17 protein-coding genes and 1 pseudogene are annotated in these 12882 nt (G+C 70.2%); 8 read left to right on the top strand and 10 right to left on the bottom strand.

Annotated features, from left to right (window positions below):
* From MFF42_RS03440 to galE, 3 genes and pseudogenes are all read right to left on the bottom strand, one after another.
* Nucleotides 1-184: pseudogene (locus MFF42_RS03440) on the bottom strand (DUF459 domain-containing protein); the annotation flags it as partial.
* An 82-nt stretch (nt 185-266) separates the two neighbouring features.
* Nucleotides 267-1448: a lytic murein transglycosylase gene (locus MFF42_RS03435; protein WP_238254514.1), complete on the bottom strand. Its 1182-nt coding sequence runs from the start codon at nt 1446-1448 to the stop codon at nt 267-269.
* On the bottom strand, nt 1445-2437 hold the full coding sequence (galE, locus tag MFF42_RS03430; protein ID WP_238254513.1) for a UDP-glucose 4-epimerase GalE: 993 nt from the start codon (nt 2435-2437) through the stop codon (nt 1445-1447). The genes MFF42_RS03435 and galE overlap by 4 nt, the downstream gene beginning before the upstream one ends.
* Nucleotides 2438-2606: 169 nt before the next feature.
* On the opposite strand from galE, the gene galU reads away from it, so the two are divergent.
* Entirely contained in the window at nt 2607-3473 is an 867-nt protein-coding gene (galU, locus tag MFF42_RS03425) for a UTP--glucose-1-phosphate uridylyltransferase GalU (RefSeq protein WP_238254512.1), read from the top strand.
* 332 nt (nt 3474-3805) lie between these two features.
* Here galU and MFF42_RS03420 read toward each other — a convergent pair whose 3' ends face one another.
* Nucleotides 3806-4702 (bottom strand): N-formylglutamate amidohydrolase, encoded by an 897-nt coding sequence (locus MFF42_RS03420; protein ID WP_238254511.1) that lies wholly within the window; start codon nt 4700-4702, stop codon nt 3806-3808.
* A 317-nt stretch (nt 4703-5019) separates the two neighbouring features.
* Here MFF42_RS03420 and cpdR point away from each other — a divergent pair, with 317 nt between their 5' ends.
* The 4 genes from cpdR (at nt 5020) to MFF42_RS03400 (ending at nt 7095) form a co-directional block, all read left to right on the top strand.
* A complete protein-coding gene (cpdR, locus tag MFF42_RS03415; RefSeq protein WP_003603128.1) occupies nt 5020-5376 on the top strand; it encodes a cell cycle two-component system response regulator CpdR in 357 nt (118 codons plus the stop codon).
* Nucleotides 5377-5495: 119 nt separating this feature from the next.
* Complete coding sequence (gene grxC, locus MFF42_RS03410) at nt 5496-5753, top strand: glutaredoxin 3 (protein ID WP_238254510.1); 258 nt, start codon at nt 5496-5498, stop codon at nt 5751-5753.
* Complete coding sequence (locus MFF42_RS03405; RefSeq protein WP_238254509.1) at nt 5750-6595, top strand: carbon-nitrogen hydrolase family protein; 846 nt, start codon at nt 5750-5752, stop codon at nt 6593-6595. Before grxC ends, MFF42_RS03405 begins: the two co-directional genes overlap by 4 nt.
* A gap of 20 nt (nt 6596-6615) precedes the next feature.
* Nucleotides 6616-7095 carry a DUF1178 family protein gene (locus MFF42_RS03400; protein ID WP_238254508.1) on the top strand — a complete coding sequence of 160 codons (480 nt, stop codon included), beginning with the start codon at nt 6616-6618 and terminating at the stop codon, nt 7093-7095.
* Nucleotides 7096-7117: 22 nt separating this feature from the next.
* Here the strand turns inward: MFF42_RS03400 and MFF42_RS03395 are convergent, their stop codons facing one another.
* Nucleotides 7118-8185, bottom strand: coding sequence for a PAS domain-containing protein (locus MFF42_RS03395; protein WP_238254507.1), 1068 nt, complete (start codon nt 8183-8185; stop codon nt 7118-7120).
* Between the two features lie 162 nt (nt 8186-8347).
* On the opposite strand from MFF42_RS03395, the gene msrA reads away from it, so the two are divergent.
* On the top strand, nt 8348-9007 hold the full coding sequence (gene msrA / locus MFF42_RS03390; protein WP_238254506.1) for a peptide-methionine (S)-S-oxide reductase MsrA: 660 nt from the start codon (nt 8348-8350) through the stop codon (nt 9005-9007).
* A gap of 105 nt (nt 9008-9112) precedes the next feature.
* Nucleotides 9113-9616, top strand: coding sequence for a TIGR00645 family protein (locus MFF42_RS03385; protein ID WP_238254505.1), 504 nt, complete (start codon nt 9113-9115; stop codon nt 9614-9616).
* Between the two features lie 63 nt (nt 9617-9679).
* Here MFF42_RS03385 and MFF42_RS03380 read toward each other — a convergent pair whose 3' ends face one another.
* The 3 genes from MFF42_RS03380 to mepA form a co-directional block, all read right to left on the bottom strand.
* Complete coding sequence (locus MFF42_RS03380) at nt 9680-10108, bottom strand: helix-turn-helix domain-containing protein (protein WP_238254504.1); 429 nt, start codon at nt 10106-10108, stop codon at nt 9680-9682.
* Nucleotides 10105-10404: a type II toxin-antitoxin system HigB family toxin gene (locus MFF42_RS03375; protein WP_238254515.1), complete on the bottom strand. Its 300-nt coding sequence runs from the start codon at nt 10402-10404 to the stop codon at nt 10105-10107. The genes MFF42_RS03380 and MFF42_RS03375 overlap by 4 nt, the downstream gene beginning before the upstream one ends.
* Before the next feature lie 90 nt (nt 10405-10494).
* Complete coding sequence (gene mepA, locus MFF42_RS03370) at nt 10495-11424, bottom strand: penicillin-insensitive murein endopeptidase (RefSeq protein WP_238254503.1); 930 nt, start codon at nt 11422-11424, stop codon at nt 10495-10497.
* Nucleotides 11425-11534: 110 nt separating this feature from the next.
* Between mepA and MFF42_RS03365 the strand changes: the two genes are divergently transcribed.
* Nucleotides 11535-11939 (top strand): PRC-barrel domain-containing protein, encoded by a 405-nt coding sequence (locus MFF42_RS03365; RefSeq protein ID WP_238254502.1) that lies wholly within the window; start codon nt 11535-11537, stop codon nt 11937-11939.
* A gap of 22 nt (nt 11940-11961) precedes the next feature.
* On the opposite strand, the gene MFF42_RS03360 is transcribed toward MFF42_RS03365, so the two are convergent.
* Both MFF42_RS03360 and MFF42_RS03355 read right to left on the bottom strand, forming a co-directional pair.
* Nucleotides 11962-12309, bottom strand: coding sequence for a PetM family of cytochrome b6f complex subunit 7 (locus MFF42_RS03360; RefSeq protein ID WP_238254501.1), 348 nt, complete (start codon nt 12307-12309; stop codon nt 11962-11964).
* 71 nt (nt 12310-12380) lie between these two features.
* Nucleotides 12381-12882 (bottom strand): Na+/H+ antiporter NhaA (locus tag MFF42_RS03355; RefSeq protein ID WP_238254500.1); only part of this gene is annotated, 502 nt, incomplete at its 5' end.

Genomic DNA, 12882 nt, shown 5'->3' with positions numbered 1-12882 from the left:
GGCGCGGCGGCGGCGCGTAGTACGGGTCGGCGGCGGGCGCGTCGTAGCTGTCGCCCCACTGCGCCGCGGCCGGCTGCGGCAGGACGGACCACGCCGCGGCGAGCCAGAGGGCCGCGAGGACGAGAAGGCCGAGGATCGCAGGGGAACGCGGGCACGCGGTGCGATCGGTCGGGCGGCGGTGCATGCGCGAAGCCTCGATCGAAGGGGAGGGGCCGGGCTCGCCCGACCTCACATCCGCTCAGGATAGCGCCTCGGATCGTCCGCGTCTAAGGCCGCCCCTCCAGGCGCTCCAGCACTGCCGGCCGGGCGTAGCCGTCCGCGGGCAATCCCTCGCGGATCTGGTACTGCCGCACCGCCTCGCGCAGCTTCGGACCGGCCCGCCCGTCCTGGTCGCCCGCGTAGAGGCCCCGCGCGGTGAGCCCCGCCTGGAGGCGCTTGAGACCCGGCCCGTCGAGACGGGCGGCGCCGTTGGGCCAGGGGGCGGCCAGCGCCGGGCCGCCGGCCAGCCGGTCGGCGAGGTGGCCCACCGCCAGCGCGTAGGAATCCGAGGTGTTGTAGCCGCGGATCACCTCGAAATTGTCGGTGATGAGGAAGACCGGCGCCCCGAGGCCGCCAGGCAGGAACAGGCTCGCCTCGCCGCCCGCGGGCAAGGGCTTGCCGTCGGTGCGGCGCACGCCGCGGGCGGCGAAGTCGGCGAGCGGACCGCGATAGCGGGTCAGGTCGAAGTCCTTGGGCAGGCTGACCTCGTAGCCCCAGGAGAGGCCGGGCTTCCAGCCGAGCGAGCGCAGGTAATGGGCGATGGAGGCCAGCGAATCGGCCTCCGAGCGCCAGATGTCGCGCCGCCCGTCGCCGTCGAAATCGACCGCCTCCTTGAGGTAGACCGAGGGCAGGAACTGCACCTGCCCCATGGCCCCGGCCCAGGAGCCGACCATCCGAGCCGGCTCGATGTCGCCGTTCTCGAGGATCTGCAGGGCGGCCAGCAGCTCGTCGCGGAACAGGCTGCCGCGGTGCCGGGCGTAAGCCAGGCTCGCCAGCGCCCGGATCGTCGGCAGGGAGCCGGCGCTGGCACCGAAATCCGACTCGACGCCCCAGAAGGCCAGGACGATCGCGCGCGGAACGCCGGTCTTCGCCTCGATGGCGGCGAGCGTGGAGGCGAGCCGCTTGCCCTGGGCCTGCCCCTTGGCGATGCGGGCGCCCGACACCGCGCCGACGAGGTAGTCCCAGACCGGCCGGCTGAACTCGCCCTGGCGGCGGGTGCGGGCGACCACGTCGGGGTCGGGCCCGCCCAGGCCGGCGAAGGCGGCGTCGAACGTCCCCTGCGAGATGCCGCGGGCCGCGGCGTCGGATCGCAGGGAGGCGACGAAGCCGGAGAAATCGCCGTCATGCGCGGCCGCCGGGCTCGCCAGCAGCGCGAGGGCGAGGATGAGGACGGCGCCGGGCGCCCTCACCGCCGGTTCCGCTTCGCCAGGGCGTCCTCCCAGGCGAGCGCCTGGGCGACGATGGCGTCGAGGTCGTCGTGCTTCGGGGTCCAGCCGAGCTCGTTGCGGATGCGGTCGGCGCCGGCGATGATCTGGGCCGGGTCGCCCGCACGGCGCGGCGACAGGCGCACTTCGAAGTCGCGGCCGGAGATGCGCTTGACCACCTCCACCACCTCGAGCACCGAGTAGCCCCGGCCGTAGCCGCAATTAAGGGTCAGGCTCTCGCCGCCGCCCCGCAGGTGGTCGAGCACGGTCAGGTGCGCCGCGGCGAGATCCGAGACCTGGATGTAGTCGCGCAGGCACGAGCCGTCGCGGGTCGGGTAGTCGGTGCCGAACACCTCCAGATGCGTGCGCTGCCCCAGCGCCGCCTGCGTCGCCACCTTGATGAGGTGGGTGGCGGCCGGCATCGATTGCCCGGAGCGCCCGCGGGGGTCGGCCCCGGCCACGTTGAAGTAGCGCAGCACCCCGTAGGTGAAGCCGTGCGCCGCCGCCGCGTCGGCGAGCATCCACTCGCTCATCAGCTTCGAGCGGCCGTAGGGGTTGATCGGGTTCGCCGCCAGCGTCTCGGGCACCGGCACGATCTCCGGCTCGCCGTAGACGGCGGCCGTCGAGGAGAAGATGAAGTGCCGCACATTCGTGCGCGAAGCGGTCTCGATCAGCGCCCGCGTCTTCACGGTGTTGGCGAGGTAGTAGCCGAGCGGATCGGCGACCGATTCGGGCACGACGATCTTGGCCGCGAAATGCGCGACCGCGTCGATCCGGTGGCGCAGGATCGTCTCGGTGACGAGGGCTTGGTCAGCCACGTCGCCGACGACGAGGCGCACCTCGGGCGGCAGCGCCCAGTCGTAGCCGGTCGAGAGATCGTCGAGGACCACGACCTCCTCGTGCCCGGCATCGACGAGCGCGAGCACCATGTGGCTGCCGATATAACCCGCGCCGCCCGTGACCAGAACCGCCATCGTCCCCCCCGCTCCGTCTTCCGCCATCCGGCGACCGAACATTCAAGCCTGTTTAATGACGAAATCCTGCCAATCACACCCAAGCGGGGCTGTTGGCGGCGGCTCGCGTCCTATTTGATCTCGTCGATCAGGGCTTGCCCCGACACACGCCAAGAACGGGTCCCGCCACATGAAACGAATTCGCAAGGCCGTCCTTCCCGTCGCGGGCCTCGGCACGCGCTTCCTGCCGGCCACCAAGGCCGTGCCGAAGGAGATGCTCACCGTCGTCGACCGCCCCGTCGTCCAGCACGTCGTCGATGAGGCCCGCGAGGCCGGCATCGAGCATTTCATCTTCGTCACCGGACGCGGCAAGGCGGTGATCGAGGATCACTTCGACATCGCGTTCGAACTCGACCACACCTTGCAGGAGCGCGGCAAGACGGCGGCCTACGAGGAGCTGAAGAAGGACCTCCCCAAGGCCGGGCAGACCAGCTTCACCCGCCAGCAGGCGCCGCTCGGTCTCGGCCACGCGGTCTGGTGCGCGCGCGAGATCGTCGGCGACGAGCCCTTCGCCGTGCTGCTGCCCGACATGCTGAGCCGCGGCTGCATGGGCCAGATGCTGAAGGCCTACGAGCAGCACGGCGGCAACGTCATCGCCGTGGAGGAGGTGAAGCCCGAGGAGACCCACCAGTACGGCATCGTCGCCGTGGGCGAGACCTTCGGCCAGACCTTCGAGATCACCGGCATGGTCGAGAAGCCGAAGCAGGGCACCGCGCCCTCGAACTTCATCATCTCCGGCCGCTACATCCTCCAGCCCGAGATCTTCTCGATCCTGGAGCGGGGCGAGAAGGGGGCGGGTGGCGAGATCCAGCTCACCGACGCCATGATCCGGCTGGCCGAGCAGCAGAAGTTCTACGGCATGCGCTTCGACGGGCGCACCTACGACACCGGCTCCAAGATCGGCTTCCTCACCGCCAACCTCGCCTACGGCCTGGAGCGGCCGGAACTGGCCGACGCCCTGAAGGCGGAGATCCGGGCGCTGTTGGGCGATGCCTGAGCCGGCATGATCCGACCCCGGCCCGGGACAGCCCCGGCCGCTTGTGTCGGCCCAAGGGAGACTGTGTGACGAGGGAGTGAAATTCGCCCATGCGAAAACGCCATCGAGCCATGCGCTGATCGCAGGTGAAAACGTTATCGTTTCCCTTGCGATTTGTGCGCCGCGATGCGATTTGTGCATTGCGAGATCGCGATGGCGTCGCGGTCCCGTAGCCCTTCTTGGGCGTTTCCTCCCTAGACTTCGGGCCGTCCTTCGGGGCGGCCTTTTTTCTTGGCTGATCGAGTCTCGGCCGCTCCAGCCTCGGGCGGCGCGAGGCCTCGGCTCCGGCGGGACTACTCGGCCGCCATGCGAGGGGCCGACACCTCCACCGTCTCGGCGGCGACCCCGGCAAAGACGTCGGCGAGGTTGTCCGCGAGCGTCGCGAACCCGGCCGTCAGCGCCAGCGACTGCTCGTTCATGTAAAGCGCCCGGTTGATCTCGATCTGAAGCGCGTGCCGCCCGAGCCCCGGCTCGCCATAATGCTCGGTGATGAAGCCGCCGGCATAGGGCTTGTTGCGCACCACCTTGTAGCCGAGCGCCCTCAGGCGGCTCTCGACGCCCTCCACCAGGGAGGGCAGGCAGGCCGTGGCGAAGCGGTCGCCGAGCACGAAGTCGGCCTGCGCGCTCTCGTCACGACCGAGGCTCGACGAGGGCATCGAGTGGCAATCGATCAGGAAGGCCCGGCCGAAGGTCCGCGCCGTGCGGTGGATCAGCCCGCGCAGGGTCCGGTGATAGGGCTTGTAGAGCGTCTCGATGCGCCGCACCGCCTCCTCCACCGGCAGCCGCTCCCGGTAGATCTCCTGCCCGTCGGCGACGATGCGCGGCACCGTGCCCAAGCCTCCGGCCACCCGCATAGAGCGGGTGTTGGCGTAGGAGGGCAGGCGGCCGGCGAACATGCGGGGGTCGAGTTCGTAGGGCTCGCGGTTCACGTCGAGATAGGCGCGGGGGAAGTTCGCCCGCATCAGGGGCGCGCCGAGGCCGACGACGGACGCGAACAACCGGTCGACATGGGCATCTTCCGAGCGGCGCAGGGCGAGCGCGTCGAGCCGGGACGAGGCGAGGAAGGAGACGGGGTAATGCGCGCCGGAATGCGGCGTGTTGAACACGAACGGGATCGCGTGCTGCGCCGGCTCGTCCACGACGAAGGGTGGATCAAACGCCTCGGGGCCGTCGGGCTGTGATGGGCTCATCGAGACGTGGGTGCCTGAGCATGGCGCGAAGGGAACATCGCGCCACTTTGCGGCGGCTCGCCGGCCCTGTCCACCATGCGCCGCACCGTGGCGTCACAGTGGCGCGAGAGGGACAGGACGGGCGCGCCGGCCGCCGGGTGCGGCCCGGCACCGGGCAGGATTAATGCTCTGTTTACCAAGCCGACGCTTTATGAAATGAACACCACCGAGCGTCTCACACAAAGCTCCGGCCGCGCTGTCCTGCCCCGAAGGGAGATGGTAGCGACCGGTCGTTGCCGAGACACTCCAAAGGCGCATGGGCACCGGGACGCCGTTCGATGAAGATCCTGCTCGCGGAAGACGACAACGACATGCGCCGGTTTCTGGCCAAGGCGCTCCAGAACGCCGGCTACGACGTGCTGTCCTTCGACAATGGTCTGTCCGCCTATAACCGCCTGCGCGAGGAGCCGTTCGAGCTCCTGCTGACCGACATCGTCATGCCGGAGATGGACGGCATCGAGCTGGCGCGCCGCGCCACCGAGCTCGATCCCGACATCAAGGTGATGTTCATCACCGGTTTCGCCGCGGTGGCGCTGAACCCGGATTCCAAGGCGCCGAAGGATGCGAAGGTGCTCTCGAAGCCCTTCCACCTGCGCGACCTCGTCAACGAGGTCGAGAAGCTGCTGGCCGCCTGAGGCACTCGCCGGGAGCCGGGGCGGCGTTCTTCCCGCGCTGTGGCCCGGCCGCAGTAGGAAGACGCCCGCGGCTCGCCTATATCCGTCGCTTCCCCTCTCCTCGGGCGCGCGACGGACTCATGCAGCCGGTCACGATCTACACCACGGCCTGGTGCCCCTATTGCTCGGCGGCCAAGAGCCTGCTGCGCGAGAAGGGCGTGTCTTTCCACGAGATCGACGTCGAGAAGACGGCGGGCGCCCGCGCGACCATGGTCCAGCGGGCCGGCGGGCGCACCTCGGTGCCGCAGATCTTCGTCGGCGACCAGCATGTCGGCGGCTGCGACGACCTCTACGCCCTGGAGCGGGCCGGCGACCTCGATCCCCTGCTCGCCGCATGACGGACCTGTCCGACCGCAAGCCGTTCGTCGCCGCCTGCGTGCAGATGCGCGGCGGGCGCGACCCGGCCGCCAACCGCGAGGCCGCGGTGGCGGCGGTGCGCGAGGCGGCGCGCCGGGGTGCGGCCTACGTGCAGACGCCGGAGACGACCTCGCTGATCGAGCGCGACCGCACGGCCCTGTTCGAGAAGGTCGGACCGCAGGAGCGCGACGCGACGCTTGCGGCGCTGCGCGAGGTTGCACGGGCGGAAAAGATCGTTCTGCAGATCGGCTCGCTGGCGATCCGCGAGGGCGAGAGGATCGCCAACCGCGCCTTCCTGATCGACGCGGCGGGCGAGATCCAGGCGGCCTACGACAAGCTCCACCTCTACGACGTCGATCTGCCCAACGGCGAGAGCTGGCGGGAATCGGCGACCTATTCGGGCGGCGATTGCGCCGTCGTCGCCGAGACGCCCCTCGCCAGCCTCGGGCTGACGATCTGCTACGACATCCGCTTTCCCGCCCTCTACCGGGCGCTGGCCGAGGCCGGCGCCACGGTGATGACTGCACCGGCCTGCTTCACCCGCCAGACCGGCGAGGCGCACTGGCACATCCTGCAGCGGGCACGGGCCATCGAGACCGGCTCCTTCATGATCTCGGCGGCGCAGGGCGGCCGGCACGAGGACGGGCGCGAGACCTTCGGGCACTCGCTCATCGTCGATCCGTGGGGCCGCATCCTCGCCGAGGCAGAGGGCGACGCGCCGGGCCTCATCCTCGCCGAGATCGACCTCGCGCGGGTCGCGGAGGCGCGCGCCCGCATCCCCACCCTGTCCCACGCGCGCAGCTTCGGCGTGCGGCGCTCCTGAACGCTCCCCATCTCTCCCGCATGATCCGCTTCACCCTCGCCTGCGACTCGGGCCACCGGTTCGAGAGTTGGTTCCCGTCCAACGCGGCCTACGACGAACAGGCGGCCCGCGGCCTCGTGACCTGCCCGTTCTGCGACTCGCTCAAGGTCGCCAAGGCGCCGATGGCGCCCGCGGTGGCGCGCACCGATCGCGGCCGGGCCGAGGCTCCGGCGGCGCAGCTCCCCGTTCCGGCCGGGGCGGACCAAGCCCCGACACCGACGCCGATGATCGCCGAGCCGGAGCGGCAGTTGCGCGCCCTCCTGCGGGCCGTGCGTGAGCACTTGGTCGCGAGCGCCGAGCATGTCGGCGACCGCTTCGCCGACGAGGCGCGGGCGATCCATTACGGCGATGCCGAAGGGCGCCCGATCTACGGCGAGGCGAGTGCGCAGGAGGCGCGGGCGCTCGTCGAGGAGGGTATCGAGGTGATGCCCCTGCCGCCCGCCCCCGACGACCGGCACTGAGGTTCCGTCGGCGGCGTGGGGCTCAGGCCTCGATGCGTTGGGCCGGGAAGCGGAACGCGACGGTGGTGCCCGCCGGGTCCCGCGGCAGGACGCTGTTCGTGCCGCCGACCTGACGGGTCAGGACGCTGATCAGGGTCGCCTCGAAGCTCCCGTCGGCCGCGGCGGACAGGCCGATCCCGTCATCCTCCACCGACACGATCAGATCGTCCCCGTCGCGACCGACGCGAAGGGCGAGCCGGCCGGCCCGCGACGGGAAGGCGTGGCGAATGGCGTTGGAGACCACCTCGTTGACGACCAGCGCGAGCGGTCCCGCCGCCTTCGGCCGGATCCGGAACGGTGCGAGATCGAGGTCGAGGGCGATGTCGCGCCGGCCCGACGCCTCGATCAGGGTCACGGCGATCTCGCGGGCGAGGTCTGCGAGATCGTGGCCCGCGGCGCTCTCCTCCTCCGAGGCGGGCTGGCGGTAGAGCGCGCCGAGGGCGTCGACCCGCCCGATCGCCTCGGCGAGCGCCGCGCGCACCGCCGGATCGCGGCTGTTGCTGCTCTGAAGCGTCAACATCGCCGAGATCATCTGGAGATCGTTGCGGGCGCGGTGCCCGATCTCGCTCAGCAGCAGCGCGTTGGCGTCGAGGGCCGCCCTGGTCCGGTCGCGCTCGGCGGCGAGGGCGTGGCGCTCGCTGACATCGAGCTGCGAGGCGAAGAAGAACAGGAGCGTGCCGTCCTCGTCGTGGACGGGGCTGATGTAGAGCGCGTTGTGGAAGGTCGAGCCGTCCTTGCGGTAGTTCAGAAGCTCGGCCTGGATGTCAGTCTCGTCACGGATCGCCGCGCGCAGCCGCGACACCGTGTCGAGATCCGTGCCGGGCCCCTGCAGGAAGCGGCAATTGCGCCCCATGACCTCCAGCCGCGCGTAGCCGGTCAGTCGCAGGAACGCGTCGTTGGCGTAGATGATCGGGTTGTCGAGCTGGCGCGGGTCGGTGATGATCATCGCCATCCGCGTCGCCCGCACGGACGCCGCGAAGGGATCGCCCCGGCTCGACCGGGCGCTCGTCCGGATCCGCTCGGCCAGCTGCCAGTCGTCGCCAGGCTCCATCCGCTCCCGATCGCTCCCCGATGCAAGCCGCCGGGGCGGTGACCGCGCGTCCGACCCCGTCGCCAAAGCGGACGGCAATGACCATATCACGCGAATTCGAGCGTGATGCCAGCGGGTTCTACGGCTCCGCGCCGCGTCTCGCGATCACCAGAGGACACAGCGATGCTCCTGTTCCGCAAGCGACCCGAGATGCCGACGCCGTCCGAAGTGCTCCCCGGCCGGCCGCAGCCCCTGCCGACCGCCGAGCGCCACTTCGTCAACGGAAACCCGCTGAAGGGGCCCTATCCGGAGGGCGTCGAGACGATCGTGCTCGGGCTCGGCTGCTTCTGGGGGGCGGAGCGCAAGTTCTGGCAGCTGCCCGAAGGCGTCCACGTCACCGCCGTGGGCTATGCCGGCGGCTACACGCCGAACCCGACCTACGAGGAGGTCTGCAGCGGCCTCACCGGCCACAACGAGGTCGTGCTCGTGGCCTACGACCCGGCCGTGCTGCCGCTGGAATCCGTGCTCAAGACCTTCTTCGAGAGCCACGATCCGACCCAGGGCTACCGCCAGGGCAACGACGTCGGCACGCAGTACCGCTCCGGCATCTACACGCGGGACGGGGCGCAGGCCGCCACGGCGCGGACGGTGCGGGACGCCTACGCGCGGGCCCTCGACGCGCGGGGCTTCGGGCCGGTCACGACGGAGATCGTGCCGCTCGACGCCTTCTACTTCGCGGAAGAGTACCACCAGCAATACCTCGCCAAGAATCCCGGCGGCTATTGCGGGCTCGGCGGCACCGGCGTGTCCTGCCCCGTCGGCGTCGGCGTGGCGGCGGAGTGAATCGTCGCCCGGCCCCCGCGCGGCGGACCCAAGCGTGACCGTCTTGCGGGGCCGCGGCGCCCGTGCCACATCCCGGCCCGCTCGGAAGGCCGGGATCGAGAGACAATGCTGGAACGTGGCTTCGAACGCTTCCTCTTCGCCTGCCGCTGGCTGCTGGCGCCGTTCTACGCCGCGCTGACGGTCACCCTCGTCGTCCTGCTGGTCCGGGTCCTGATGGAGCTCGGCCACGTCGTCGCGCACACGCTGGACTCGACCGAGTCGCAGACCATCCTCGGCGTGCTCGCCCTGGTCGATCTGACCTTCACCGCCTCGCTGCTGATCATCGTGATCTTCTCGGGCTACGAGAATTTCGTCTCGAAGTTCGATCACACCGACCACAAGGACTGGCCCACCTGGATGGGCACGATCGACTTCACCGGGCTCAAGCTGAAGCTGATCTCCTCCATCGTCGCGATCTCGGCGATCCAGCTCCTGAAGTCGTTCCTCGACGTGAAGAACTACAGCGACCGCGATCTCGCCTGGCTGGTGGGCATCCACATGGTCTTCGTGGTCTCCGGCCTGCTGATGGCTCTCACCGACCGGATCTCGGCCGGACACCACGAGAAGTAGCCTCCACCCGCCCGTTCGGCCTCGGCAACGGTCCCCGCTCATCGGGCGACGAGCGAGCCCTGTTCATGCGGCGGCCGAAGTCTTGCCCTTGGTGCGCTTGCGACGCGGCGCCCCTTCCGAATCCATCGGATAGGGCTTCGCCAGGGCGGCGATCGGGATCTTCCAAGCTTCGCTGACGGCCCTGATCTGGTCCAGGGTCATCCCGCGCTTCCGGCCGAGGATCTCCGACGCCCGCGAACGCGAACCGAGCAGGTCGGCCAGTTCCGTTTGGCTGCGCCCCAGATGCTCGATCGCGTAGTGTAGAAGCTCGACCGGATCGCTCTCCGGGATCGGGTGATGCTTGCTCTCGTAGGCTTCGATGAGCGTCGTCAGAACGTCGAAGCGCTCCGCCTCGGGGGTTCCGATCTCGGGCTCGTGGTCGAAATACGGTTCGATCTCCCGGAGGGCCCAGGTCAGATCGTCGTCATTCCGGATAGCTCTGACATCCATCATCCTACCGTCTCAGGATCGATCCGATCGTATTCGGCGTGGGTGCCGACAAATTTGATGAGCACGCGCCGATATCGATAGGATACATGCACGATCAGGCGGAATTCATTGCGGCGAATATCGAAGATGACGCGATTGTCGCCGACGAAGTCTACACCTTTGCCGAATGCGGCCTTGATGTCTTCCGGGCCGGACCAGTTCGCGGCATTGACCTTTGTGTACCAGTCGGACAAGCCACCCCGCGATCGCGGGTGAGCCTCCCAGAAGGTACGGAGCGTTCGTTTCGCAACGACCTGCATGGCGACAGCTAGCATGTTCCACGATTGGGAACAAGTACACCGTCATACACGCGGGCCGTCATGTTCGACCTGCCGCGGGCGAACGGCGGTTTAGCGCGCGTGCAACACCGCGCGGCAGGCGTCCGGCAGGGCGGCCAGCGTCATCGGCGGGCGGGGTTTCGGGGGCGTCTTGGGCTTGGGCGGGTTCAGCACCGCCGGGCTGAACCAGTAATCGAGCTCCGCGCCGCAGCCGTCGCCGGGGGGCGGGGGAGCCTGGTCGTCGCAGGAGGCTTCGCCGCCGGGGCAGGCGAGACGGATATGGTAATGGTAGTTGTGCCCGTACATCGGACGCACCTTGGTGAGCCAGCCGCGATCCCCACCGGCCTCGCGGCACAGGGCCTTCTTGATCGCCGCGTTGACGAAGATCCGCGCCACCTCCGGCTGCTTGGCCGTCAGGCGGATCAGCGCCGTGTGCTGGCGCGTCCAGACGTCCGGGTCGATGTCGAGCCGGTCGGAGCGCACGACGTTCGTGGCCGAGGTCTCCTCGCGCTCGGCCCGGCTCATGCGGTGATCGGGCATCGGCGTGAGCCAGACGTCCACGTCGAGGCCGAGCTGGTGCGAGGCGTGGCCGGTGAGCATCGGCCCGCCACGGGGCTGCGACATGTCGCCGACGAGGAGGCCGGGCCAGCCGGCCTGCGGCGCGCGGGCGGCGAGCCGCTCGATGAAGTCCACGAGATGGGGCGTGCCCCACATCCGGTTGCGCGAGGGCCGCATGACCTGCCAGGTCGCGCCGTCCATCGGCAGCGCCTCGCCGCCGGAGAAGCAGCCCTTCGCGTAGGAGCCGAAGGACCGGGCCGCACCGCCGGCCGGCCCGGTGACGCGGCCGAACAGGGCCTTGGCCGGCGTCGAGGGATCGTCGGGATTGGCCAGCGGGGGCAGCGGCTTCGGGTTGACGCTGCCGCGGTCCTGCGCCGCGGCCGGGCCGATCAGCACCGGCAGGGCGAGCGCGAGGGCGGGGAGGGTCAGGCGGGTCAGCGGCATGCGCGTCGGCTCGTCCGGGATGGCGGGGCAGGGGCGGAGCGGGCCGGAACGTGACCGGCCGCATGGGCGTTTTTTATGGCAAGCTGTAACAACGTTGCAGGATGACCGCCATGGATCAGGTTCGTTCCGACAATGCGACCGATGGTGCGATCTCCGCGGCGCTGACCCATAGCCTGATCGCCAGCGACCGCGTCATCGGCACCGAGGTGCGCCGGGTGGACGGGAGCAAGGTCGGCCGCATCGAGCGGCTGATGCTCGACAAGCGCTCGGGCCGCGTCGCCTACGCGGTGATGAGCTTCGGCGGCTTCCTCGGGATGGGCGAGGAGTACTACACGCTGCCCTGGGCGGTCCTGCGCTACGACACCGGGCTCGATGCCTACGTCGTCGACATCACCGAGGCGCAGCTGCGCGACGCGCCCGCCCGCTCGCCGGAGGGCGGCGACCCGGAAGACGAGCGCGCCTGGGAGGAGCACGTCCACCGCTACTACAACGCGGCGCCGTATTGGGGGATCTGAGGACGCCCTCGCCGAAGCGCGGTCAAGGCCGCGTTAAAAACCCGATCGGCTCCCGCGGCGGCTGGCCGAGCCAGACCAGAACCGCTCCGAGACCGAGCCCGAACAGGGCCGCCGGAACGAGGCCGAGCGGCGTCAGCAGCACCGTCTCCGCCCAGGGCGCGGCCTGCCGGATCGTCGCCCCGAGGGCGGTGATCCGCTCCTGCGGCAGGGACTGGATCAGTTCGGCGAGGCTCGTCACCCGCAGGCCGTTGTTGGCGATGGAGCGGGCACCGTCGTAGCAGAGCTGCACGAAGCCGGCCGCCATCACCACGAGCCCGAGAGCCCGGCTGAGGAACGGCAATCCGAGAAAGCGGGAGACGGTTCGCAGCATGTTCGCCCTCGCGCGGAGGCGGGTGACCCGCCACCGCGACGCTTCCGGCCTGAGTAGGCCGAGGCCGCCGCTCAAGGCAAGCCGCCGGTTCCGGCCTCCCGGCGCGGCGTCGCCTCCCGCGCCGTCGCGCGGGCGAGCAGCACGGCTCCGAACAGCGCCGAGAGCAGCGAGCCGCCGAGCACGCCGAGCTTGGTCTCGGTCTCGTGCAGCCCGTCCGTGAAGGCGAGCGCGCCGATGAACAGGCTCATGGTGAAGCCGATGCCGCACAGGAGCGCGACGCCGTAGACCTGGACCCAGGTCGCCCCCGCCGGGCGGGAGACGAGTCCCAGCGCGGCGGCGAGGCGCACGCTCGCGAAGATGCCGACCTGCTTGCCGAGGAAGAGGCCGAGGGCGACGCCGAGGGTGACGGGCTCGATCAAGGCTCGCGCCGGCAGGCCCAGCAGCGTCACCCCGGCATTGGCGAAGCCGAAGATCGGCACGATCAGGAACGCGACCCAGGGCGCGAGGGCGTGCTCCAGCCGGTGCAGCGGCGAGGTCGTGTCCTCCGGCCGGCCCGGGCTCGGGCGGATCGGC

It is taken from the genome of Methylorubrum podarium, from assembly GCF_022179745.1.
Classification (GTDB): domain Bacteria; phylum Pseudomonadota; class Alphaproteobacteria; order Rhizobiales; family Beijerinckiaceae; genus Methylobacterium; species Methylobacterium podarium.
Note: the sequence above shows the minus strand (reverse complement) of the source record. Positions and strands in the feature narration are given on the sequence as shown.